At 48.8% G+C, this 24070-nt stretch carries 20 protein-coding genes; 1 reads left to right on the top strand and 19 read right to left on the bottom strand.

What is annotated here, in order from left to right; genetic code table 11:
• Positions 1 to 25: 25 nt before the first annotated feature.
• The 6 genes from cysE to BN1360_RS06490 all read right to left on the bottom strand — a co-directional run bounded on the left by cysE (position 26) and on the right by BN1360_RS06490 (position 5714).
• Positions 26 to 685: a serine O-acetyltransferase gene (gene cysE, locus BN1360_RS06510; protein WP_068779083.1), complete on the bottom strand. Its 660-nt coding sequence runs from the start codon at positions 683 to 685 to the stop codon at positions 26 to 28.
• Between the two features lie 17 nt (positions 686 to 702).
• Positions 703 to 918, bottom strand: coding sequence for a hypothetical protein (locus tag BN1360_RS25880; RefSeq protein ID WP_068779082.1), 216 nt, complete (start codon positions 916 to 918; stop codon positions 703 to 705).
• 471 nt (positions 919 to 1389) lie between these two features.
• The gene (gltX, locus tag BN1360_RS06505; protein ID WP_068779081.1) at positions 1390 to 2844 is read right to left on the bottom strand and encodes a glutamate--tRNA ligase; all 1455 of its coding nucleotides are present in this window, start codon (positions 2842 to 2844) and stop codon (positions 1390 to 1392) included.
• Between the two features lie 98 nt (positions 2845 to 2942).
• On the bottom strand, positions 2943 to 3431 hold the full coding sequence (gene ispF / locus BN1360_RS06500) for a 2-C-methyl-D-erythritol 2,4-cyclodiphosphate synthase (protein WP_068779080.1): 489 nt from the start codon (positions 3429 to 3431) through the stop codon (positions 2943 to 2945).
• 290 nt (positions 3432 to 3721) lie between these two features.
• On the bottom strand, positions 3722 to 4417 hold the full coding sequence (gene ispD / locus BN1360_RS06495) for a 2-C-methyl-D-erythritol 4-phosphate cytidylyltransferase (RefSeq protein ID WP_068779079.1): 696 nt from the start codon (positions 4415 to 4417) through the stop codon (positions 3722 to 3724).
• 211 nt (positions 4418 to 4628) lie between these two features.
• On the bottom strand, positions 4629 to 5714 hold the full coding sequence (locus BN1360_RS06490; RefSeq protein ID WP_068779078.1) for a PIN/TRAM domain-containing protein: 1086 nt from the start codon (positions 5712 to 5714) through the stop codon (positions 4629 to 4631).
• A gap of 231 nt (positions 5715 to 5945) precedes the next feature.
• On the opposite strand from BN1360_RS06490, the gene BN1360_RS06485 reads away from it, so the two are divergent.
• Positions 5946 to 6341 (top strand): nucleoside triphosphate pyrophosphohydrolase family protein, encoded by a 396-nt coding sequence (locus tag BN1360_RS06485; protein ID WP_068779077.1) that lies wholly within the window; start codon positions 5946 to 5948, stop codon positions 6339 to 6341.
• Positions 6342 to 6462: 121 nt separating this feature from the next.
• On the opposite strand, the gene pssA is transcribed toward BN1360_RS06485, so the two are convergent.
• The 13 genes from pssA to chvE form a co-directional block, all read right to left on the bottom strand.
• Positions 6463 to 7188: a CDP-diacylglycerol--serine O-phosphatidyltransferase gene (pssA, locus tag BN1360_RS06480; protein WP_068779076.1), complete on the bottom strand. Its 726-nt coding sequence runs from the start codon at positions 7186 to 7188 to the stop codon at positions 6463 to 6465.
• Between the two features lie 52 nt (positions 7189 to 7240).
• Positions 7241 to 8317, bottom strand: a complete 1077-nt coding sequence (gene disA / locus BN1360_RS06475; protein WP_068779075.1) for a DNA integrity scanning diadenylate cyclase DisA — start codon at positions 8315 to 8317, stop codon at positions 7241 to 7243.
• Between the two features lie 11 nt (positions 8318 to 8328).
• Positions 8329 to 9696, bottom strand: a complete 1368-nt coding sequence (radA, locus tag BN1360_RS06470) for a DNA repair protein RadA (protein WP_068779074.1) — start codon at positions 9694 to 9696, stop codon at positions 8329 to 8331.
• Between the two features lie 313 nt (positions 9697 to 10009).
• Positions 10010 to 12454 (bottom strand): ATP-dependent protease ATP-binding subunit ClpC, encoded by a 2445-nt coding sequence (gene clpC / locus BN1360_RS06465; protein ID WP_068779073.1) that lies wholly within the window; start codon positions 12452 to 12454, stop codon positions 10010 to 10012.
• A gap of 204 nt (positions 12455 to 12658) precedes the next feature.
• The gene (locus BN1360_RS06460) at positions 12659 to 13723 is read right to left on the bottom strand and encodes a protein-arginine kinase McsB (RefSeq protein WP_068779072.1); all 1065 of its coding nucleotides are present in this window, start codon (positions 13721 to 13723) and stop codon (positions 12659 to 12661) included.
• Between the two features lie 12 nt (positions 13724 to 13735).
• Positions 13736 to 14260: a protein-arginine kinase activator protein McsA gene (locus BN1360_RS06455; protein WP_068779071.1), complete on the bottom strand. Its 525-nt coding sequence runs from the start codon at positions 14258 to 14260 to the stop codon at positions 13736 to 13738.
• Between the two features lie 32 nt (positions 14261 to 14292).
• Positions 14293 to 14751, bottom strand: coding sequence for a CtsR family transcriptional regulator (locus tag BN1360_RS06450; protein ID WP_068779070.1), 459 nt, complete (start codon positions 14749 to 14751; stop codon positions 14293 to 14295).
• 327 nt (positions 14752 to 15078) lie between these two features.
• A complete protein-coding gene (locus BN1360_RS06445; RefSeq protein ID WP_068779069.1) occupies positions 15079 to 16290 on the bottom strand; it encodes a response regulator transcription factor in 1212 nt (403 codons plus the stop codon).
• Positions 16291 to 16294: 4 nt separating this feature from the next.
• Entirely contained in the window at positions 16295 to 18118 is a 1824-nt protein-coding gene (locus tag BN1360_RS06440) for a cache domain-containing sensor histidine kinase (RefSeq protein ID WP_068779068.1), read from the bottom strand.
• Positions 18119 to 18156: 38 nt separating this feature from the next.
• Positions 18157 to 19164 (bottom strand): substrate-binding domain-containing protein, encoded by a 1008-nt coding sequence (locus BN1360_RS06435; protein WP_068779067.1) that lies wholly within the window; start codon positions 19162 to 19164, stop codon positions 18157 to 18159.
• A 170-nt stretch (positions 19165 to 19334) separates the two neighbouring features.
• A complete protein-coding gene (mmsB, locus tag BN1360_RS06430; RefSeq protein WP_068779066.1) occupies positions 19335 to 20501 on the bottom strand; it encodes a multiple monosaccharide ABC transporter permease in 1167 nt (388 codons plus the stop codon).
• Positions 20485 to 22038 carry a multiple monosaccharide ABC transporter ATP-binding protein gene (gene mmsA / locus BN1360_RS06425; RefSeq protein WP_068779065.1) on the bottom strand — a complete coding sequence of 518 codons (1554 nt, stop codon included), beginning with the start codon at positions 22036 to 22038 and terminating at the stop codon, positions 20485 to 20487. Before mmsA ends, mmsB begins: the two co-directional genes overlap by 17 nt.
• 245 nt (positions 22039 to 22283) lie before the next feature.
• Positions 22284 to 23366, bottom strand: a complete 1083-nt coding sequence (gene chvE, locus BN1360_RS06420) for a multiple monosaccharide ABC transporter substrate-binding protein (protein ID WP_068779064.1) — start codon at positions 23364 to 23366, stop codon at positions 22284 to 22286.
• Positions 23367 to 24070 lie beyond the last annotated feature (704 nt).

The raw sequence follows: 24070 nt of genomic DNA, 5'->3' as shown, positions 1-24070 counted from the left end.
TATCCTGAATATATACATGAATCGCTTATTGCTCCGCTCTTGATTCGTTCGGCATATGTTGCCGCAGCGTCTTGATCTCAGCCCGTAATTGTTCAATCTCCTGCTGCATCGCCCGCATCGCATCTACCACTGGATCGGGCAATTGATGATTCAGGCGATCCAGTCGTTTGCCGTCCTGACGGACCACCTTGCCTGGAATCCCGACCACCGTGCTGCCTGGAGGCACCTCCTTGAGTACAACCGAGTTGGCGCCGATATTCGCCTGGTCGCCTACCTTGAAGGAACCGAGCACCTTCGCACCCGAACCGATAACGACGTTGCTGCCGATCGTCGGATGTCGTTTGCCCTTCTCTTTGCCGCTCCCCCCCAAGGTCACTCCCTGATAGATAACCACATCATCCCCGATTTCGCAAGTCTCGCCAATGACAACTCCCATGCCGTGGTCAATGAACAATCGCTTGCCGATTGTGGCTCCGGGGTGGATCTCTATCCCGGTAAAGAAGCGGCTGATCTGCGATACGGTTCTAGCTGCTGTAAACCAGCGATGTCGGTAGAAGAAGTGAGCAACTCTATGGCTCCATATCGCATGCAGGCCGGAATAGGTAAAGACGACCTCGAACCAGCTCCGTGCAGCCGGGTCATTCTCGAACACCGCCTGAATGTCGGATTTGATTGTGTTAAACATAGCTTCCCCTCTTTTCCTTACGGATCCATCGCGACTGCTGTCCATGCAGTGAGTTTCTCAGGACTAATCAAATTCAGGTGAAGGCAACCGAGTATAAATGTGATCAACATAATAGCATTGCCGGCTTCCCCGAATGTAAAAAAGCGCCCCTGCAGCTTAGAGCTGCAGAGACGCTTCATGCGTGGTTCCACTCTGCTTCGGGTAAGGCGGTCTTCCACAACGCCATAATCCATGACGCTTGAAATCCGGACCCTCTCCCCTTTATGGAGATCCTTAACGCGGATAAAACGGCAGTACCTACCGGCCTCGTGGACCCTTCGATTCTGCAGCTCCCGGGTGCATTTCCGCCGCGCGAGATCGAGATAACTTCCAGCCCAAGGCGATGAATACCGCCTCACGGTTACCTTCTCTGTTCAATTCGCATTCTTGCGTACTTCTCCCGATCTATGCCGATCACTTACAAAGTTTCCTTTGCAAATAAGTTATACATCCACTTCATTTTCTGTGCTGATATTTACTCTATCTTACCCGAAAGGGACTAAAACTGACAATATCTTTATAAAGGCAATTCACCAGGGTCAAAAACGTGCAGTCCCATCCGAGTACCCTGGCTTCATGCAGCTGAGGCGTTTTGAGAACGCACATCCGAAGCCTTGGCTTCGGTGCCGATAACTTTACTTGTGAACTCTGATCAAAATGACAGCTTAAATCCGTGATTGCAGAAGCTCCTTCACGCGTTCCTGTCCAAGCAGATAGATCGTCTGGTTCAAATCACGGCCATGCATTTGTCCGGTCAGGGCAATACGGATTGGCATGAACAATCCTTTTCCTTTGACACCCGTCTCTTTTTGAACCGCTTTAATAGAAGCGGCGATGTTCTCGACGGTGAATTCATCCATCGCCTCGATCTTGGCCAGAAATGCGCTCAGTACCGTAGGTACCTGTGATTCAGTCAACACAGCCGCTGCTTCCCCATCCTCAATCGTTACCTCCGTACGGAAGAACATCTCCGACAGCTCAACGATATCAGATGCGGCCACCATCTGCTCCTGATACAGAGCAACCAGCTTCTTCGCCCATGCTTCCTGCTCGGCAGTCAGCTCTGCCGGCAGTCGTGCGGCCTCCTGCAGATGCGGGATAGCCATCGCAGCGATCCTTTCAGGATCCGCGTTCTTGATATAATAATTATTCAAGTGAGCCAGCTTCTGCTTATCGAATACCGCGGGACTGCGAGAGAGACGATTCTCATCAAAGATGGAGATCAATTCTTCCTTCGAGAAGATCTCCTGCTCCCCTTCCGGAGACCAGCCGAGCAAGGCGATGAAGTTGAACATCGCTTCCGGCAAGTAGCCGAGCTTATCGTACTGTTCCATAAACTGAATTACCGATTCATCCCGTTTACTCAGCTTCTTATGGTTGTCACCAACGATCAAGGTCATATGTCCGAAGCGCGGCGGCTCCCATCCGAGGGCCTCATATATCATCAGCTGACGCGGAGTATTGGAGACATGATCCTCCCCGCGAAGCACATGTGTAATCTCCATCAGATGATCATCCAGGGCTACGGCGAAATTATAGGTTGGAATTCCATCCTTCTTCAGAATGACAAAATCGCCGCTAACGTCGGATTCAAACGTGATCGGTCCTTTCACAAGATCATCGAACGTGTAGGTTCTTCCTTCCGGAACGCGGAAGCGGATGCTGCAGCCACGCCCCTCAGCTTCATAGGCTGCGATCTGCTCCGCACTCAGATGGCGACACTTCCCGGAATAGCGCGGAGTCTCGCCGCGAGCCGTCTGCTCCTCGCGCTCTTTCTCCAGCTCCTCTTCCGTACAGTAACAACGATAAGCCAAGCCGCGGTCCAGCAGATCCTGCCAGTGGGTCTTGTAAATATCAAGCCTTTCCGTCTGCCGATACGGGCCATAATTACCGCCTACATCAACGCTCTCATCCCAGTCCATACCGAGCCATTTAAGGTATTTGAATTGGTCTTCTTCTCCGCCAGCAATATTCCGCTTCACATCGGTATCTTCAATACGAACGATGAATTTCCCGCCATGATGTTTGGCAAACAAATAATTGAACAAAGCCGTTCTGGCATTGCCAATATGTAAATGTCCTGTCGGACTCGGCGCATAACGCACGCGAACTTCCGTCATTCCAATCCCCTCCGATTCGTGTAAATAAATACTGCTAACTGTCGGAACTGGCTATATATTAGAATTAGTCAGTTTAATAATAAGTTAACCCTACAACCTCAAGATGATAGCATATCCTTCATCAGACATACAATACATTGTGCCGCAATTCCTTCGCCGCGGCCTGTGAAACCCAGCTTTTCCGTCGTCGTAGCCTTTACGTTGATCTGTTCGGGTCTCGCGCCCAGCGCTCCGGCAATAATCTCCACCATCTGCGGAATATATGGCGCCATTTTCGGGCGCTCCGCGATGATCGTCGCATCCAGATTGCCGAGACGGTAACCGCGATCCTGCGCCATCTTCCAGACCCGTCTCAGCAGCTCAAGACTGTCCGCATCCTTATAGGCCGGATCGGTATCCGGGAAGTGCCGCCCAATATCACCCAGCGCAAGCGCACCCAGAATTGCATCGCTAATCGTATGCAGCAGCACATCGGCGTCGGAATGTCCAAGCAACCCTTTCTCATAAGGAATCGTTACCCCGCCGATAATGCAAGGTCTACCCTCCACTAATTGATGCACGTCGAATCCTTGTCCTACAGCTATCATATTTGCTCTCTCCCCCATTCAAATTGTTCAAAACGTTCGCTTTAGATTTGGATCACACAGCAACACTGAAAGCTTATTTGACAGCGAATCTGGAATTCAGCCGGACCTAAGCATATGCTTACGAAGTCAGGTTCCGCAGATAACATCTCGGCTGCTTATGTACAGAATGCATATACTCCGTTTCCCGGCCTCTAGCTTCACCCAAAAGCTTCTTAGTGCTGAAACTATACTTTTTGAACACAAAAAAGTAAGCTCCATCGTGTTGAAAAGCGGCCTTTTGAACTCTTGCTTTAGTTATGTTGCAATATAAATTCGGCGTAATCCAAATCCTCCGGCGTGGTGATCTTGATGTTCCGATATCCCCCTTCAACCACTTTAACAGGTAAGCCGAGACGCTCCAGCAGCATCGCATCATCTGTACCGATGAAGCCATTCCGCTCGGCCTGTTCATGAGCATCAAGCAGCTGTGAACAGCGAAAAGCTTGCGGGGTCTGAATCGCCCACAAGCTCCGGCGCTCAAGCGTAGCGGTCACCTGTCCCTGCTCATCGACCTGCTTGATCGTATCCTTTACAGGCGCAGCAAGAACGGACGCACCATAATCAACGGCTGCTTTAATACAGGCCGTGATCTGCTCCTCCGTCACAAAAGGGCGTACGCCGTCATGAACCAGCACATAAGGGCCTTCGATCTGCCGAAGTCCCAAATATACCGACTCTTGACGCTCCGCGCCGCCCGGAATAACCTTTATTTGAGTTGCGATTCCATACTCATCGATCCAGCTTTTGCAGCGTTCAACATCCTGCTCACCGGTCACAAGTACAATTTCTTGAATCGAAGGGTGCCGGTCAAACCTTTCCAAGGTATGAATGATGATCGGTTTGTTCTGCAGTAATAAATACTGCTTACTCTCCTTCGTCCCCATACGAGCTCCCCGACCGGCCGCCACTACGATAGCCCCCACTTGTGGGCTTGTCCCAGTATTCATGCGCTTTTGCCTCACCCTGATCAGAATTATGCAAATAGAGGTAGTTCAAAAAGTCTGCTTCAGAATAAGAAAACCAACCGAAGATGATCGACCGCGATGCAAATATAGGTTATCTCAATCACGGAGTAACCCGCCTTTTTGAACATACATATATAGATGCCCCCAACCAAGCTGCAGGGGCATCCTCACATTTATTCTCATCATACCGAATTTACTGGGCTTTTTCCAACAGTTTCGGCTTGGCAAAGATCATTCGTCCCGCAGAGGTCTGCAATACGCTGGTAACTAGCACCTCCGTGATGCTGCCGATAAAATCCCGCCCACCTTCAACGACGATCATCGTTCCATCATCCAGATAGGCCACGCCTTGTCCATGCTCCTTGCCATCCTTGATGACCTGTACCATAATCTCTTCGCCTGGTAGAACAACCGGCTTAACCGCATTGGCCAGATCATTAATATTCAGCACAGATACCCCCTGAAGCTCGCATACCTTATTTAAGTTAAAATCATTAGTAACGACTTTGCCCTGAAGCACTTTAGCCAGTTTGACCAGCTTGCTGTCCACTTCGGAGATTTCTTCGAAATCCCCTTCATAGATCATAACCTTCACGTCCAGCTCTTTCTGAATCTTATTCAAAATATCCAGACCGCGGCGGCCGCGATTACGCTTGAGCAGATCTGAAGAATCCGCGATATGCTGAAGCTCCTCAAGTACAAATCCCGGGATCACAATCGTTCCCTCAATAAAACCCGTCTTACAAATATCCGCGATACGTCCATCGATAATGACGCTGGTATCCAATATTTTATGATGCTCCAGCTTTTCTTCTTCCTGTACAGCACTTCCCCATTGCCCCGATTTCCACAGAGCGGACAGTTCATCCTTCTTCTCCAGAGCAACATACAGTCCTATGTAGCCAAATAGGGTCGAAGCCGCCAATTGAGCAAATACCTCTAGCGAACCCAACCAGGACAATACCGGGTAGAGCAGTAATGAAAGAAGAAGTCCTGCAGTTAATCCGAGCGTTCCAGCCGCCATCTTATTCATAGGAATTTCCGTCAACCAAGTAATCAGACGCCCAATTTGTGTAGCAAACGTCTCTGCAACAAGCGAGTACATGAATAAAAAAAGACAAGCGCCAGCCACTGCCAAAATAAGCTGTTCTGCAACCATCGGCATGTCAGCGAACCAGGAACGCAACGGTTCCGGGAAAACTCCGGCGAGTCCTGTAGCGGTATATCCGAACCAGGCACCAGCCAGACCGGACAGAATCAGTAAACTTTTCTTAAGCATGTCCTTCTCTTCACCTCCAAAAATTGTATACTCTCTTTATCCAGTATGATCCAATTTTTCACAGTGTAATCCAGAGAGAAAGACTTTTTTTCCTCATTTTTCCGTTTGCCTGCTGCTTGCGAGGATTATATAATTTGCCTCCCCAACCCGTTATTATGGGATTTCTGGTTGATTAGTGAGGAAAATGTGGCATATAATGGACTCAATTCATAATATTGAGGTGGATGGAAAATGAGCGCACCAAGCCTTCATTCTTTTCAAGATCAAGTTTCTGAACTGTTGCTCCGTCACCGCAGTTTGCTGGACGTTATGTCCAAGATGGGACAAACTAATGCCGCAGCGACCCGTTCCGTAACCAAGGCGATTACCGAATGCGGCTGCATCGAGCTGCATGCCACCAAGCAGGATTTTGAGCCTGGTATGAATTTGCAGGATGCCAAAGAGACGATCAGCAAGCATGTTCAGGGCGAGCTATGCGAGAATTGCCGGGATGTGATTACGAATGAGCTTGGTAGAAGCCTGTTCTACATGTCTGCTTTGTGCAATTTGCTTGGCATCGATATGGAAGAAATTTTGGAACGCGAATCGCAAAAATGCGCAACTTTGGGATTGTTCAACATGTCTTGAACCATTGTCATTTCAAGAGCTGGCTGACAGCACAGGGGTGCGGGCCACGAAAAAAAGGCATCATCTACCGCCGAAGCGGCAAGATGAATGCCTTTTTATTTATACATATTTATAACATACGCTATTTCGACCGGAATACCTTATCGGCATCCTCGTCATGATGTTTATTCCGACGAAGCAATCTGTCGAAATTCTGCTTAAGCCCGTACCCGGCATAAAGAACCAACGGAATAAAAACCAGCTTGGAAATTTGCTCCGGGAAGAAAACCGCAACGATGATAGCAATAATAATGACAACGGGAGCATAGGCAATAGCTTTCTTAGGTATACCAACTTTCTTGAAGTTCGGATACTTCACCGAGCTGACCATCAAATACGACAATAGAAGCATCGTGACAATAAAATATGGGGCTCTGATGTTGTTATGAAATAAAGCCAATGTTGCGACGACTCCGCCTGCTGCTGGAATCGGCAATCCGATGAAATATCCCGGGATTCCGGACTGAACATTAAAGCGGGCAAGTCTAAGCGCACCGCACATCGGAAATATAGCTGTAACCGTCCAAGCCAGACCAGGCTGGATATTCTGGAAAGAAATAATATACATAATGAGTGCGGGAGCTACCCCAAATGAGATCACATCGGATAAAGAGTCGAGTTCCTTGCCAAAATCGCTCTGGGCATTCAAAGCTCTGGCAACACGCCCATCCAAACCGTCCATCAACATCGCCACGATAATCATGATGGAAGCCAGGCTGTATCTCCCGGTCATCGCCAGCATAATAGCGATCATTCCCATGAACAGGTTGCTCAGCGTAAAAAGGTTTGGGATTGATTTTGTAACCATCTCTTCACCTCTTATATTTATTCCCCTTAATCATCACTTCATGATAGGGGAATTATATTTGCCTGTCAATGAACACTTGTTCCTGTATTCGCTTCAATCCTTCTTTAATGGCACGCGCCCTTGCTTCCCCAATACCGTCAACCTCATCGAGCTCTTCAATGGACGCCATTAGTATTTCCGGCAGCTCGCGGAATCGTTCAACCAAATTATGAATGATGACATTGGGCAGACGAGGGATTTTGTTCAATACGCGATAACCACGTGGCGATATAATCTCCTCCGAAGTCGCCGCTGCGGAAGGAAAACCGAGCAGACGGGTGATGTGAACATCGTCCAAGAGCTCATCGTCACTCGATCGCTTCAGCCCCAGAATAATCTCACGGATCGCATCGTCGCTATCGTCCTTGGCATAATCTTTATAGAGCAGCCAGGCTTCCTCCTCCATATTGCTGACCAGCTCTTCCATTTGCATGCTAATCAGTCGGCCTTCAATCCCCAGCTCATTAATAAAACGCTTGATCTCCAGCTTAATGCGGATAACCATCTCCACACGCTGCATCACATTTACCACTTCGGGAATCGTCACTAGTTCTTCGAACTCTGATGCAGACAGATTCGTTAAAGCCTGATTGAGCACCGCCCTGTATTTCTCCAGCGTCTGGATTGCCTGGTTTGCCTTGGTCAGAATTTCACCGCTCTCCTTCAGCGCGTACCGCAGTCCTCCCTGGTACAAAGTAATGATATTGCGGCGCTGTGAGATCGATACGACCAGCTTGCCCGTCTGTTTAGCAACCCGTTCCGCCGTTCTGTGGCGTATCCCGGTCTCCGACGAGGCAATGGATGAATCAGGAATCAGCTGTGTATTTGCATATAATATTCGTTTTAAATCCTCACTAAGAATGATGGCTCCATCCATCTTGGCCAATTCGTACAGATAGTTAGGAGAAAAATCGCAATTGATGGAAAACCCGCCTTCTACAACCTCCATGACTTCGGGGCTATAGCCGACAACGATTAAACCGCCGGTCTTCGCACGCAGCACATTTTCCAACCCATCCCGAAAGGAAGTGCCCGGAGCCACGAGCTTCAGCAAATCATTCATTTTCTCTGCCTGAGTTGTTTCTTTCATTATTGTGCCCCCTAATCTAATGCAACAGCAAGCGCATCTGCAACGGTATTTACACCGATTAATTCGATCTCTTTGGGTCCCTGCCAGCCCTTCAGGCTCTTCTCAGGCAAGATCACCCGTTTGAAGCCTAGCTTCGCCGCCTCCTTCACTCTCTGTTCGACGCGTGAGACCGCTCTGACTTCCCCTGTAAGCCCGACTTCCCCAAAGACGACATCATAGGGCTTCGTAGGCACATCGCGGAAGCTGGAGGCTAAACTGACGGCAATCGCCAGGTCTACGGCAGGCTCATCAAGCTTCACTCCGCCGGCCAGATTTACATAGGCGTCCTGGTTCTGCAGGAACATGCCCATTCGCTTCTCCAGCACGGCAATAATCAGATTCATCCGGTTATGATCCACACCCGTAGCCATTCTACGCGGGGAAGGGAATAAAGTTGACGCAACAAGAGCCTGAAGCTCAACCAGCATCGGTCTGGTTCCTTCCATACTGGCCACGACGGTAGAACCCGCAACACCAAGCGGGCGTTCGGAGAGGAACAGCTCCGAAGGGTTGAGAACTTCCTCTAAACCAGCCTCATTCATTTCAAAGATACCCATCTCATTGGTGGAGCCAAAACGATTCTTAACCGCACGAAGCAATCGGTATGAATGATGACGCTCGCCCTCAAAATAGAGCACGCAATCGACCATATGTTCCAGCATGCGCGGTCCGGCAATAGCCCCCTCCTTTGTAACATGTCCGACCAATACCGTAGCGATTCCCTGCCCTTTGGCAACCCGCATGAACCGGGCCGTACATTCCCGCACTTGGGAGACGCTTCCGGGCGCGCTGGTGACCTCCGGCATATATACGGTCTGAATGGAGTCGATAACGAGGAAATCCGGCTTAACTTCATCGATCGCTTCCTCGATTCCATCAATACTGCTCTCGCACATAACGTAGAGATTCGGGGATAATGCGCCGAGCCTCTCTGCCCGCAGCTTCGTCTGACGAACCGATTCTTCTCCGGAGACATAGAGCACTTTCCGGCCAGAGTTAGCCATCTCGTTCGAGGTTTGCAGTAGCAATGTCGATTTGCCGATTCCAGGATCCCCGCCAACCAGCACCAGGGAACCAGGGACGATCCCTCCGCCCAGCACTCGGTTAAGCTCTCCAATCCCGGTAAGGATTCGCGGCTCTCGGCCACTCTCTATATTTATGATCGGAAGTGGCTTTTCTTTCGTATGAAATATGCCGGAGGACATCCCCTGCGTCTTGACCACTTTCTCCGTTTCTTCCACCATGCTGTTCCATGCCCCACAACCAGGACATTTTCCGTACCATTTCGGTGATTCATAGCCGCAATCGGTACAGAAGAACTTTGTCTTTACTTTTGCCATTAATCTCTCCTTCTTACTTTCGCAATATTTAACAAACCTTGCAGGTTGCACCACAAAGCTAATAATCAAAGTTTATCATTGTTATCGATTTGGCGTAAAGTTTTGTGTGCAAACAATTTTCGTTAACTCCTGAAAAAACATGTAAGTATTCTTGAAAAGAAATTAAATGAAGAAAATTATGTATCACTTTTTGTGTGTAAAAAAGCAGCTTCCAAAGCAAACCTGCTCTGGAAGCTGCTTTTATTATGTTCATCGGCAATCTAGCCGCTCTAATGAAGAGATTCAGGTGGAATATTAGACAAAGCCCAACAATTTATGCCATTTTTACAAAATCTCCGGTCTTCTTGACGCTTAATTCGCCATTTTCTTCATCGATCGTGAGCGAATCGCCCTTCTTCACCTTACCGGTCAGCAATTCCTCAGACAGCCGGTCTTCGATATGCTTCTGAATCGCCCGGCGCAATGGACGAGCACCATAAGTCGGATCATAGCCCTCTTTTGCCAGAAACGCCTTCGCTTTGTCTGTCAGCACGAAGTCAACATCGAAGTCGTTCAGCCGTTTCCGCAATTCTTCGGACATCAGCGTTACGATCTCTCCAATATGCTTCTCTTCGAGAGAATGGAACACGATGATCTCGTCGATCCGGTTCAGGAACTCAGGACGGAAGCCCTTCTTCAGTTCTTCCATGACCTTGGACTTCATGTTATCGTAATCGGCACCTGCGTCGGTTACGGCAGTGAAGCCCATTTTTGTATTGCGGCGGATCGCTTCTGCTCCGACATTGGAGGTCAAAATGATCAGCGTGTTGCGGAAGTCGACAACCCGGCCTTTGGAATCGGTCAGTCGTCCATCCTCAAGCACTTGCAGCAGGATATTGAATACTTCCGGATGCGCCTTCTCGATCTCATCAAGCAGCACTACCGAATAGGGCTTGCGCCGTACTTTCTCGGTCAGCTGACCGCCTTCTTCATAACCGACGTACCCTGGAGGCGCGCCGACCAGACGAGCGGTGGAATGCTTCTCCATATACTCCGACATATCGATACGGATAACCGCATTCTCATCGCCGAACATCGCTTCAGCCAAAGCGCGGGCCAATTCGGTCTTACCTACACCTGTTGGTCCAAGGAAAATGAAGGAGCCCATAGGACGCTTCGGATCCTTGAGTCCGGCACGCGCCCGGCGGATAGCCCGGCTGACTGCCTTAACGGCTTCATCCTGACCGATAACACGCTCATGCAGGATCGACTCCATATTCATGAGACGCTCGGTCTCTTCTTCTTTCAGCTTGTTGACCGGGATTCCTGTCCAGCTGGCCACCACCTCGGCGATATCCTCCGGAGTCACCTCAGAATCCATGCGCCCTTGCTTTTCTTTCCACTGGTTCTTCGTGACATCCAGCTCTTCGCGAATCTTCTGTTCGGTATCACGCAGGGCAGCCGCTTTTTCAAATTCCTGACTTTGCACAGCGGCGTCCTTCTCCTTGCGGATATCCTCCAGACGGCTCTCCAGCTGCTTCAAATTAGGCGGTACCGTATATGTGCTCAATCTCACCTTGGAGCCCGCCTCATCGATCAAGTCGATCGCTTTGTCCGGCAAGAAGCGGTCCTGAATGTAACGATCGGACAATTTAACGGCTTGCTCGATCGCTTCATCTGTAATTTTTACACGGTGATGCGCTTCATAGCGATCGCGAAGGCCGTGCAAAATTTGAATTGTCTCCTCCGCAGAAGGCTCATCGACCGTTATCGGTTGGAAACGGCGTTCCAGAGCCGCATCCTTCTCAATATACTTGCGGTATTCATCCAGCGTAGTTGCCCCGATGCATTGCAGCTCACCACGTGCCAGCGCCGGCTTCAGAATATTGGAAGCATCGATGGCGCCTTCGGCTCCACCAGCACCAATCAGCGTATGCAACTCGTCTATAAACAAGATGATATTACCGGCTTGGCGAATCTCGTCCATAATCTTCTTCAAACGGTCCTCGAATTCACCGCGGTACTTCGTACCCGCTACGACAGAACCCATATCAAGAGTCATGACGCGCTTATCGCGCAATGTCTCAGGAATTTCGTTATTTACGATCTTTTGAGCCAAGCCTTCGGCAACCGCGGTCTTACCAACACCAGGTTCACCGATGAGGACCGGATTGTTCTTCGTCCGCCGGCTCAATACCTGGATAACGCGTTCGATCTCTTTGCTGCGTCCGATTACCGGGTCGAGGTTTCCCTCTTTGGCGGTAGCGGTCAAGTCGCGAGCAAGGCTATCCAACGTTGGCGTGTTCACATTAACAGGTGCGCCATGATGGCTCGATACAGCTTCGCTGCTGCCAAGCAGCTGCAACACTTGCTGACGTGCTTTATTCAAGCTGATGCCCAAATTGTTAAGTACTCGTGCAGCTACGCCTTCGCCTTCACGGATCAATCCCAGCAGGATATGCTCGGTCCCCACATAGGTATGGCCCAACTTGCGCGCCTCATCCATCGACAGTTCGATAACTTTCTTGGCACGCGGCGTATAGGCAATATTAATCGGCTGTTCCTGACCGCGACCAATCAAGGCTTCAACTTCATCTTGTATTTTCTCCAAACCGAGGCCAAGGCCGATAAGAGCTTTAGCTGCAATGCCTTCGCCTTCACGGATCAATCCCAGTAGAATATGCTCCGTACCGATATTGTTATGCCCGAGTCTGACCGCCTCATCCTGAGCCAAGGCCAGTACCTTCTGGGCGCGTTCTGTAAATCTACCAAACATCATATTCCATTACACCTCCAAATTAAATCTATTCTGCCGCTTATGATCATGATGTAACACCGAGAGCTTAATCGACATCGAATCTTGAATTCAGCCAGGCCCACGGTGCTCATGTACAAACTGCGTACGCTCCACTCCTTAAGCTTAGCTTCATCCAACCTTTCCGGTGCTGAAAAGCGGCTTTTTGCCCGTAAAATAACGCCTATTTTATTGCAAATTATCCTTCAAATGCTCGCGTATCACCTTGGCGCGGTATATATCCCGCTCTCCTGGGGACATATTTCCCCCCTGCCTCTTCTGCAAGAAGCCTGGCTGCGTCATAACGTTCAATTCATTTAAAGCATGGAATGGCACGTTCACGAAACCAAGATCCACACCGAGTCGAACGTCAGATAAACGCTGCGCCGCCTCCTTCGAATCGATGATTTCGGAATAGGATAATATTCCATATGAACGCATTATACGATCCATAATACGGATTCGCGAGTCAGAAAGCAATTTTTCTCTGGCTACTTTTTCATGTTCAATAATTTGTACTACGACACCATACAGGTTGTCAATAATCTCGGATTCGTTCTGTCCCAGCGTAATCTGATTGGAGATTTGGAACAGGTTGCCGACGGTCTCGCTACCTTCGCCATAAATCCCGCGCACAGCCAGGCCGACCTGAGATACAGCCGACAGAATCCGCCCGATCTGACTCGTAAGAGCCAGCGCAGGAAGATGGATCATCACGGAAGCCCTCAGCCCTGTACCGACATTTGTCGGACAGCTGGTCAAGTAACCGCGCTTGTCATCAAACGCATAATCGACATGATCCTCGAAGATATCGTCAACCGCCGACGCTTTCTCCCAGGCCTCTTTGACCTGAAGTCCCGGATACAGGCATTGAATCCTCAAGTGATCCTCTTCATTCACCATGATGCTCAAGCTCTCATCATCGCTTATGAACGCCGCGCCATTCCGGGATTCAGTAACCAGGCTCGGACTGATCAGATGCTTCTCCACCAAAACCTGCTTATCCAGATCATCCAGGTCATCCAGCTCGATGGGATGAAGTTTCCCGAACGGCTGCATCCGCTCATCGCTGAGCACCTGTTCGAACTGGCTCAGCACCTCCTCCGATTGCTGATTCGTAGCCAATATAGGAAAGGGATATTCAACCAGGTTACGGGCGATCCGCACCCGGGTGCTAATTACGATATTCGATTCATTCCCATCACGATTCATCCACTCGCTAAGCGGCTGCTCTGTAAATTGAAGATTTCCCATCGCAATTCCTCCTTACTCTGCGGAAATGTTCTTCTCAAGTTCACGGATCTGATCGCGCAGTGCCGCTGCTTCTTCGAACTGTTCGTGAAGAACCCGGTATTGCAGTTCCCGGCGGAGATCATCCAGCTTACGCTTCATATGGATATGCCCGCCAACCCGTCTTGGCACCTTACCGACATGTGTCGTACTGCCATGAACCTTTCTTAATAGAGGGTCCAGACGATCATTGAAATATTGATAGCAGGAGCTGCACCCGAACCGGCCCAGCTTGCTGAATTGAGAATAGGTCAACCCGCATTTCTCACAGCGCAGGTTCTCCGCCGGCTTTACACCCGAAGCCTGACTGGAAGTCGCAGGACTGAAGTCGAGCAGACCGGATAACAGATTATGAATCGAGAAGCCTCCCGCCGTTCCAGGAATTAATTCTCCCTTCTCGCGGGCACATGCTTCACAAATATGAAATTCTGTCTTTTCCCCATTCACGATTTTCGTAAAATGGAGCGTAGCAGGACGTTTACCGCATTCTTGGCATTGCATGATTGGAATCCCTCCTTAACTGGATAGACTCATTAACCTAACAAAGAAATCAACATCGCCTTCATCATTTGCGCCCGGATCTGATCGCGGTATGGCAGCTTCACCATCAGCACTTCCCGAGATATAGCCGCCTTCATTAGTGCTGCTTCCCTTCGGGTGAGGAACCTTGCTTCCTCCAGTTGATAGATCAGTCCCTCTGCCGCCGTCTGGCCCATTTCATCACCGATCGTATGCTGCAGATGAGTATGCAAGCTAACCGGACCGGGGAGCTCGATGCGGCGGATACGAATATAACCTCCTCCGCCTCTCTTGCTCTCCACCAGATAACCCTTCTCCAGCGTAAAGCGCGTGCTGATGACGTAGTTAATCTGGGATGGAACACAGGAGAACCTGTCTGCCAGATCATTACGCTGTATCTCTACAGCGCCCTCCGGACTCTCTTGCAAAATGCTCTTAAGGTGCTTTTCGATAATATCGGAAATATTACGCATCACCCATCCTCCATTGCTCATTACTCCAACATACAGCCAATATTGGATAACCCATATACCTATTATTAACCGTACTGTTCGGTTTGAATATCAGAGGGTGCTTCCAATTTAATACCACAGGCCTTAAAGGCAGTTCAAAAAGTCACTTTATCATAACTAGCCGTATGTTGACTTTGACTTTCTTTGACTTTGATTTTATTATAGCACAATTTTTGAATTTGCCAATGGGGTGTTCAGACGATCCTCATAATAAAAAGGACACTCCGGCATGAAGTGCCCTTAATAAAGGTATCTTGAACATTTTCTTGGACTAATAACCGCTGTTTGTTATCCCTCAAGGAAGCTTTTGCGATAAAGGTTTGGCGGCATGCCGACAACCTTCTTGAAGGAGGTGCTGAAATAATGCTGTGAATCGTAACCTGTCTTCTCGGCGATCTCATGCATCGTCAGCTTCGTCCCCACCAGCAGGCGGATGGCCATCGTCGTTCGTACATGAGTTAGCATGCCGATGAAGGACTGGCCTGATTCCTGTTTGAAAATGCGGCTCAAATACACGGATGATACGCCAAGCTCATCTGCAACGTACTCTAAAGTCAGCTCGGGATCGCTATACCGCTGCTCGATCATTTCCCGCGCTTTTCTGACGAAATCAGACATACGCGCCTCCCGGTTGACCATCGTTTTGGCTGCTGTGTATAGCTCCGGTAAATTGGCATTCCCCTCGTTCAGCTGAAAACTGACCAGCACAGCCAGTTCCAGATATTTCTCACAGGCCTCAGTAATTCGAGCGCCCATCGCGGTGTCCTCGCTTTCCCAGACCAATACGACGATCATCCCGGTCTGATCGCGGAAATGGACATAATCCTCGGCATCGCTCGTCTCCTCAATCAATTCGTCGATCACGTTCTCGATCGCGAACAGCAAAAGCTGCCGATCCTTCTCGGACATGAATGCCTTCCCCTTGGACTGTTCCGGCCAGCGCACGATCCCGACCATATCGGGCAGTCTCTCCGGCATTTGCAAGAAGGCTAGCTGCCCAGCAATTTCATCCTCGCTTACATCGCCTTCGATCCATTCCAGGCAGAAGCGTTCCCGCAGCAGCGACACATTCTTGTCGAGCTGCTTTGAAGCCATATCGAGTATTTTCTCATTGGTGGACTCCACGTCCAGCTTCCTGGAGACGCCCGACAGCACTTCCCTTAATTGTCCTGGATTAACAGGCTTCAAAATATAGTCGTCAACGCTGAGCTTGATCGCTCTTTTGGCGTAGTCAAATTCATCATGTCCGGTAATAATAATCACTTTGCACCCGGGAAGCTGATCACGAAGCTTGCTGATCAAAGTCAAGCCATCCATAATCGGCATACTGAGGTCAACGATAAGAATATTCACCTGCTCCCGCAGGGCTAGTTCCAGCGCTTCTTCTCCATCCTCGGCCTCACCGACAACCTGCAGATTCAATCTATCCCAATCTATCGAGCTCCTGATTCCCTCGCGGATAATAAACTCATCATCAGCTATAATGACCTTCCACTTCATCCCTCTACTCCTCCCGATGCATAATAGGATGACGAATCGTCACGATCGTCCCGCTTTTCCATTGACTATCTATTGATATGCCATAAGGCTCTCCATAGCTGAGGCGGATCCGCTCCTGCACATTCCTGAGTCCATAGCTCTTAAGAGGCCCTCTCTCTTCCTCGCCTTTCTCTTGCGGTGTGGGCTGCATGTAATCGGTCTTGCCAACCTGATCGAGCTGTGTGCGCAGCAGGTCCAGCTTACCCTCAGTCATGCCGTTGCCATCATCCTCAATCCGAATGACAACCATTCCTTCCTCAGCCGTTGCCCGGATCGATATAAAACCTGATCCGCGCCGCTCCTTAATGCCGTGATAGATGGCATTCTCCACAACAGGCTGCAGGATTAACTTAATGACGAACAAATTCATTAATTCCGGCTCAATTTCGATACTATAGTTCAGCTTGTCTTTATAGCGAGTCTTCTGAATCATCAGATAACTGCGGATATGTTCAAATTCATCAGCAAGCGGAATAATTTCTTTGCCCCGACTTAGCCCGATCCTGAACAGACGAGATAAAGATTCAACGACTTCTGTTGCCTCATAAGCTCCGTCTTTTCTGGCCAGCCACTGGATTGTATCCAGTGTATTATAAAGAAAATGCGGTTGAATGTGAGCCTGCAAACTGCGCAGCTCCGCTTCCCGCTTCAAACGCTGCTCCTCATTGACCTGCCTTAGCAGACGTTTGATCTGCGCAAGCATCTGGTTGAAGCTATTGCCAAGCATGCCGATTTCATCACGGCGTTTGCCGTTATAACGAATGCTCATATTGCCATTCTCCACTTTATGCATGAATGACGACAGCTGGATAATCGGACGGGAGATCGAATAGGACAAATAATAGGAAGCCGCGATTCCCAGCAAGCTGACGAGAAATACAAAAGAGACGATATACAGATTAATCTCATTGATCCCCTGGATCCTGTCCTGCATCGGAAAGACACCAACCGTCGTCCAGCCCGTAAAGGATGATTTTTGATAAATATACTGTATCGGCTTGCCATCTACTTTTTCTGCAAAATCCCCGGCATTGTCCGTTAAAATTCGTTCCCGCTCAAGCTGGTCAACAATGGAGTTTTTAGGAGCATAAAGTGCGTCTCCTTTGTCATCCATCACGATCAGATACCCTGACTTGCCGAGTCTGACATCACGGACCACCTCGGCAATCAGCCGCGATTTGAAATCGATCAGCACGACACCCTGCACAGCCTGAGTCTCCGGATCAAGCACTGCGCGAACGAAGGAGACAACCTCCTCATCCTTGTAATTCGCATGACTGGTTACATTTCTTTTGACCGGATGTCCAACAAGCTTGAAGATTCCCTTCGCCTTTACGGCATCCTGATACCAGTTCTCCTCCGTCAAGTTCCGGCTGGTACGTGCATACATCTCGTTGCTTAAATACTCTCCCTTATGGTTAACGACCATAATCCCAGCGATCTCGGAGTGAAGTGTCGTAAAGCCCTGGAGGAATTTCAGCGTGTTGTAGCGCTCCTGTTCCCCGGGAAAGGCCAAGGTGCCTTCCGCAAAGAACCTTCCTATCTCCGGATTAAAGGAAATCAGATACGATACGTTCTGCATATTGCTGGCGTGATAATCGAGTGATTTATTCACATTGCCAATCAACTGGGATGTCTGCCCGTTGACCTGCTCTTCGATGGTGTAACTGGTAGCCCATGAAATTAACAGCCCCAGGCAGAGCGCCGGAAAAATGCTAATTAGCAAAATATGCAGGATCAGCTTGTCGCGAATCGACCAGTTATCAAATTGCAGCCATTTGGTTCGCATGCTTGTTCTCCTCCCAATCCCAAACGACGATGTTGTGGTTATTTAGCATAGAAGTGTTCGACATTGGATTTGGTTACAACGGATATTCCGGTATCCACATAGGTCGGAAGTGGAGGGACCTGTGCCTGCTGCCAATCCGCAACCGGCTCGACCAGCGAATTGTTCAAATGAAACAGCTGCATCAGTGCCCAGTAACCCATATTCCAGGTGCCTTGAGCCATCGTCGCGGATATAACGCCCTGCTTGATCAAATCCAGCGTTCCTTTATTGGTGTCAAAGCTGATAACCTGAATGTCGCTGCGGTTGTTATTCATTAGCGCATTGCCTACGCCGATCCCCCCAACGGCTTCCGTGACGAAAATTCCCTTCAGATCCGGATATCTTAGCAGCAGCTCCTCCGTTCTGTTCTCGGAGACGACCTGATCCCCCTTGTCCTCAACGATCTCTACGACTTTAAGATGGGGATGCTGTTCCTTAAGCGTCTCGGTGAATCCAGTAACACGCTGTTGTTGATTTAATTGATTCTGTTGGGTGAGAATAGCTACAATTCCCGACTCTCCAATCAGTTCATCCATCTTATGGGCTGCTACGACTCCAGCATTATAGTTATCCGTACTCAAGAAAGAGTAGGCCTTGCTATTAGGGACATTGGAATCGAACAGCACAACCGGTATACCTGAAGAGACTGCCTTATCGATAACGTTAATCAGCGCCTCCGAGTTAATAGCCGAGACGGCAATTCCCGCAGGCTTCTTGGCGATGACCTGCTCAAGCACGGTGACTTCCTCATGCTCGTCATATTGAGTAGCACCCCGATACTCCACGGTTACTCCCAACGCCTCCGCTGCATCCTCGAAGCCCTTCAGCGTATTTTTCCAATACTCATTGCCGGCGAGGTAGTTCACCATTACATACTTCTCATCCGATTCTCCCCGAAGTCCGACGGCCACTTCCATCGGATCAGATGTCCCGCGGGTATAAGCCGAGTACAAATAGATCAAGAAAAGACTGATCAAAACAATATATAAAATAACTAGTTTCTTCACTGCTTCCCCCTCCGGCTTTATCAAGGTAGTCCGTTTACCTGTTGGCTTGACCCCTTTCAATTATACTTCGTTCGGCCAGAAATAAAGCGCTATCTTCGTATGGGATAGAAAAACCGCACCCTCAATCAGATCATTGATCGCGGTACGGTGACAACTCTATTTTGCTTCGGTTATGCCGCTGTTTTATTTTTATTGTAAATATCGAAGGCGACGGCCAGCAGCAGAACAAGCCCCTTAATTCCTTGTTGATAATCGATACCCAGTCCGATCAACGACATTCCGTTGTTCATCACACCCATAACGAGGCCACCGATCATCGCGCCGATCACAGTACCGACACCCCCCGACGCCGAAGCCCCGCCGATAAAGCAGGCCGCAATCGCATCAAGCTCGAAGTTGACGCCCGCCTTGGGAGTAGCGGCGTTCAAACGCGCGGTAAAGATCAGCCCGGCAAGAGCTGCCATAACGCCCATATTTACAAATACCCAGAAGGTCATCTTCTTCGTCTTTACGCCTGACAGTCGGGCCGCCTTCTCATTGCCGCCCACGGCATAAATATGGCGTCCCATAACCGTCTTACGCATCACGAAGGTGTATAAAGCAACCAAGGCAAACAGGATAACAAGCACATTCGGAATTCCGTTATAAGCAGATAGTACAAAGGTGAATAAATTAATAATGATAACTATAAAAGCTACTTTGGCGATAAATAACGGCAGGGACAGCACTTCAAATTTATAGCGCGACTGAGTAATCCGACCTCTCCATTCCATAAAGAGATACAGTAGAGACAGCACAGCGCCAAGCAGCAGAGTCAGCATATGAACATTCCAACTGCCGGGAAAATCGGGAATGAAGCCCGAGCTAATGCTGCGGAATCCGCCGGGGAATGGGCCGATTGATTGACCGCCCAGCACCAGCATCGTAAGTCCGCGGAACAACAGCATCCCTGCCAGGGTAACGATAAAGGACGGAATGCCGACTGCAGCGACCCAGAAGCCCTGCCAAGCGCCAATCAGCGCCCCCATCAGCAGACATAACAGCATGGCGAGTGGAAGGGGTATGTGGTAATTGACCATCATGACGGCCGCCATGGCCCCGATGAACGCTGCGATCGAGCCAACGGACAGATCGATATGTCCCGTGATGATCACCAGCAGCATGCCGATTACTAGAATCAGAATGTAGCTGTTCTGCAATACCAGATTCGTAATATTCAGAGGCTTAAGCAAAGTACCGTCCGACAAAATTTGAAATAGTCCCATAATTAGCACAAGGACCAAGAACATTCCATATTGTCGTACATTGTTGCGCAGCAGTTTAGTTATGGTGCTCATCTTGGATCTTCCCCCTACTCTTGGTCATCAATTTCATCAATGCTTCCTGCGTCGCATCCTCTCTTCCGATCTCCCCGGTAAATCTTCCTTCGCTCATCACATAGATCCGGTCACACATACCAAGCAGCTCCGGCAATTCGGAGGATATCATCAGGATGCCTTTGCCGGAATCGGCAAGCTCGCCTATAATCGAATAAATCTCATATTTCGCGCCTACATCAATCCCTCGTGTAGGCTCATCCAGGATCAGCAGGTCTGGCCCTGAGAAGATCCATTTGCTAAGCACTACCTTCTGCTGATTGCCCCCGCTTAAATTGCCGGTCTTCTGCAGAATGCTTGGGGCCTTAATGTTCAGTTTCTTGCGGAAATCCTCAGCCACGATGATCTCCTGGTTATCGTTAATGACAAACCCTTTCGAGATCTTGTTCATTGCCGCAAGTGTCGTATTGCGCTTGATATCATCATTCAGAATCAGGCCATACTCCTTGCGGTCCTCGGTCACATAGGCAATACCTTCCTTAATGGCTTGGGTAATACTCTTCAAATGAAGCTGCTTCCCGTCTTTACGGATCTCGCCGCTAATGCGCCGGCCATACGATTGCCCGAACAGGCTCATCGCCAGTTCCGTCCGCCCTGAGCCCATCAGCCCGGCAATACCAACGATCTCGCCGCGGCGCACTTCAAAGCTGCAGTTATCGATCACTTTGCGATCGCCCAGCACGGGATGGTATACGTTCCAATTTTTCACCTCGAAAAATAGGTCGCCCAGCTTCGGTGTATGCTCCGGATAACGGTTCGTCAGCTCGCGTCCAACCATGCCTTTGATAATCCTATCTTCTGTCACGTTGTCCTTTTTCATATCCAATGTCTCTATCGATTTGCCGTCACGCAGAATCGTGATCGAGTCAGCGACCTGAGTAATTTCATTGAGCTTATGAGAAATCAGTACCGAGGTGATCCCCTGTTTCTTGAATTCCAGCAGCAGGTTTAACAGATTCTCGCTATCATCCTCATTCAGCGCTGCCGTGGGCTCATCGAGGATAAGCAGCTTTACCTGCTTGGAAATGGCCTTGGCGATCTCCACCAGCTGTTGCTTCCCGACACCAATCTCCGCGATTGGCGTATTCGGCGATTCATTCAGACCGACCAGCTGCAGCAGCTCTCTCGTTCGAACGATCGTCTCGTTCCAATTGATCATCCCTCTTCTTGTCTGCTCATTTCCGATAAATATATTTTCTGCAATCGTTAATTGAGGAACTAACGCCAGCTCCTGATGGATAATGACGATCCCTTTGTTCTCACTCTGCTTAATGTCCTTAAATTCGCACACTTCGCCTTTGAACAGGATGTCACCCTCATAAGTACCGTGGGGATATACACCGCTTAGTACCTTCATCAGCGTCGACTTGCCGGCGCCATTCTCACCGATCAGCGCGTGTATCTCACCCTCCTGCACACGAAGGTTTACATTCCCGAGCGCCTTAACACCGGGGAAGGTTTTGGTAATCTTCCTCATTTCCAAAATTGCTGCCGTCAATGGTGCTGCACCCCGCTTTCGGAAATATCGTTATAAATGATTTAGCGACAGCCATGAAGCAGGCCGTCACTAAATCATTCGGAGATGATTCTACTTCATGTCAGATACAGAACTTGTAAGTTATCCGTTGAGGCTGGCGAAATTCTATATCGTAAGAAAGCCTACTTTTGCATCGCAGCCGCTCATTCTTGAATAGGTTCTATCCGGTCTTCTTATCAAAAGTGAACCTTATTGAGTTGCCTTGGCTACTTTAGTTGATCTTCAGTGTAGTAACCCGAATCAACCAAAATTGTCTTATAGTTGTCTTTGTCTACAATAACGGGCTCCAATAAATAGGAAGGAACCACCTTCTCGCCATTGTCATACGTCGTTGTATCGTTAACCTCTGCCTCTTCTCCCTTCATGATGCTCTGCACCATGGTGACGACTTTCTTTGCTAAAGCGCGCGTATCCTTAAAGACAGTTGAGGTCTGCTCGCCAGCAATAATTGATTTTACAGAAGCAAGCTCGGCGTCTTGACCCGTCAGAATTGGCATTGGCTTATTTGCTGAACCATAACCCACACCCTTCAGAGAAGAGATTACCCCAATGCTAATCGCGTCATTTGGTGCCAGAACAGCGTCTACCGTAGCATCCGCGTAGTTGGCGCTTAGCAGGTTATCCATCCGCGCTTGCGCTGTAGCACCATCCCAGCGCATTGTGGAAATTTTATCCATCGTGGTCTGTCCGCTACGAACAACAAGCTTGCCGCTATCGATATAAGGCTGTAGTACAGACATCGCTCCATCGTAGAAGAAGTAAGCATTGTTATCATCCGGCGATCCCCCGAACAACTCGATATTGAACAGACCTTTGCCATCCTTAAGACCCAGTTTGTCAACCATATAGTTCGCTTGCAGCTCGCCAACCTTGAAATTGTCGAATGTAGCGTAGAAGCTCACATGCTTGCTTTTCTTGATCAGCCGGTCATAAGCAATGACATCGATATTTGCCTCAGCTGCTTTATCCAGTACATCGGTCAATGATTCTCCATCGATCGGAGCAATAACAATGACCTTAACCCCCTTGGTAATCATGTTCTCGACTTGGGAGACCTGATTCTCAACAACATCCTCCGCATACTGCAAATCAACCCCATAACCGATACTCTCGAATTCCTTCTTCATGTTGGCGCCATCGCTGACCCAGCGCTCCAATGTCTTGGACGGCATCGCAATCCCGATCGTCCCGTTCTCCCCACTGCTGTTCTTGCCCTCTCCGCTGTTTCCGCACGCTGCCAGAACCATAATTAAAGCGGTTACAACTAACAACGATAGTCCCTTTCTCATCAATTGATACGCCCCTTTTCCATGCTATTTGTATTCCTATCTCTATCTTAAGGAAAGCTGCCGCGCAGGTCTTTTGACGTATTCAACTTGTTTTTATAAAAATTCAAAGTAAAGGGGGATCTGGATAGGGGCGGTCGATAATGGAAAGCAGGATAAACAGGACGTAAGATCCCGTGGTTAAATAGGCTAAGAAACACGTACAAGTTTGAGAGAGTGCAGATAAAATAACTGCAAAAATGCATTAATTTCTGCTGAAATGTGTTCATAACCCTATAAAAAAAACTGCATTTCTGCAGTTGTTGTTGATGGACGATTCATTATCCAAAATATATATAGCTGTGCGTTAAAGTCACTATTGCTATGTAACAGTTGTAAAGGAATTAGATGTAGAATCTGGGGCCTGTGGATATCTATTTAGCGAAATCACCAAAACAAAAAAGTCGCTACACTTTACTGTGGATAATAAATTTGAAGTGAAGTCTGTATTGACCTGTTTATGTGGATAGAATTATATATCATTGATATATCAACTGAATATGTGAATAAGACTGTGCATAGTTCATGCTGAATTGATATATTTGTCAGTTGGGTTGGTAAATAGCTGTTGAATACAGAGGGAAATGTGAACAACTGTGTACAATTTGAGGATAACCCCCAGATTAACGTTGATCTCCATCGTTAGTTATCCACTTGGGGATAAAAAA

Source organism: Paenibacillus sp. GM2, assembly GCF_900069005.2.
GTDB lineage: Bacteria > Bacillota > Bacilli > Paenibacillales > Paenibacillaceae > Fontibacillus.
Note: the sequence above shows the minus strand (reverse complement) of the source record. Positions and strands in the feature narration are given on the sequence as shown.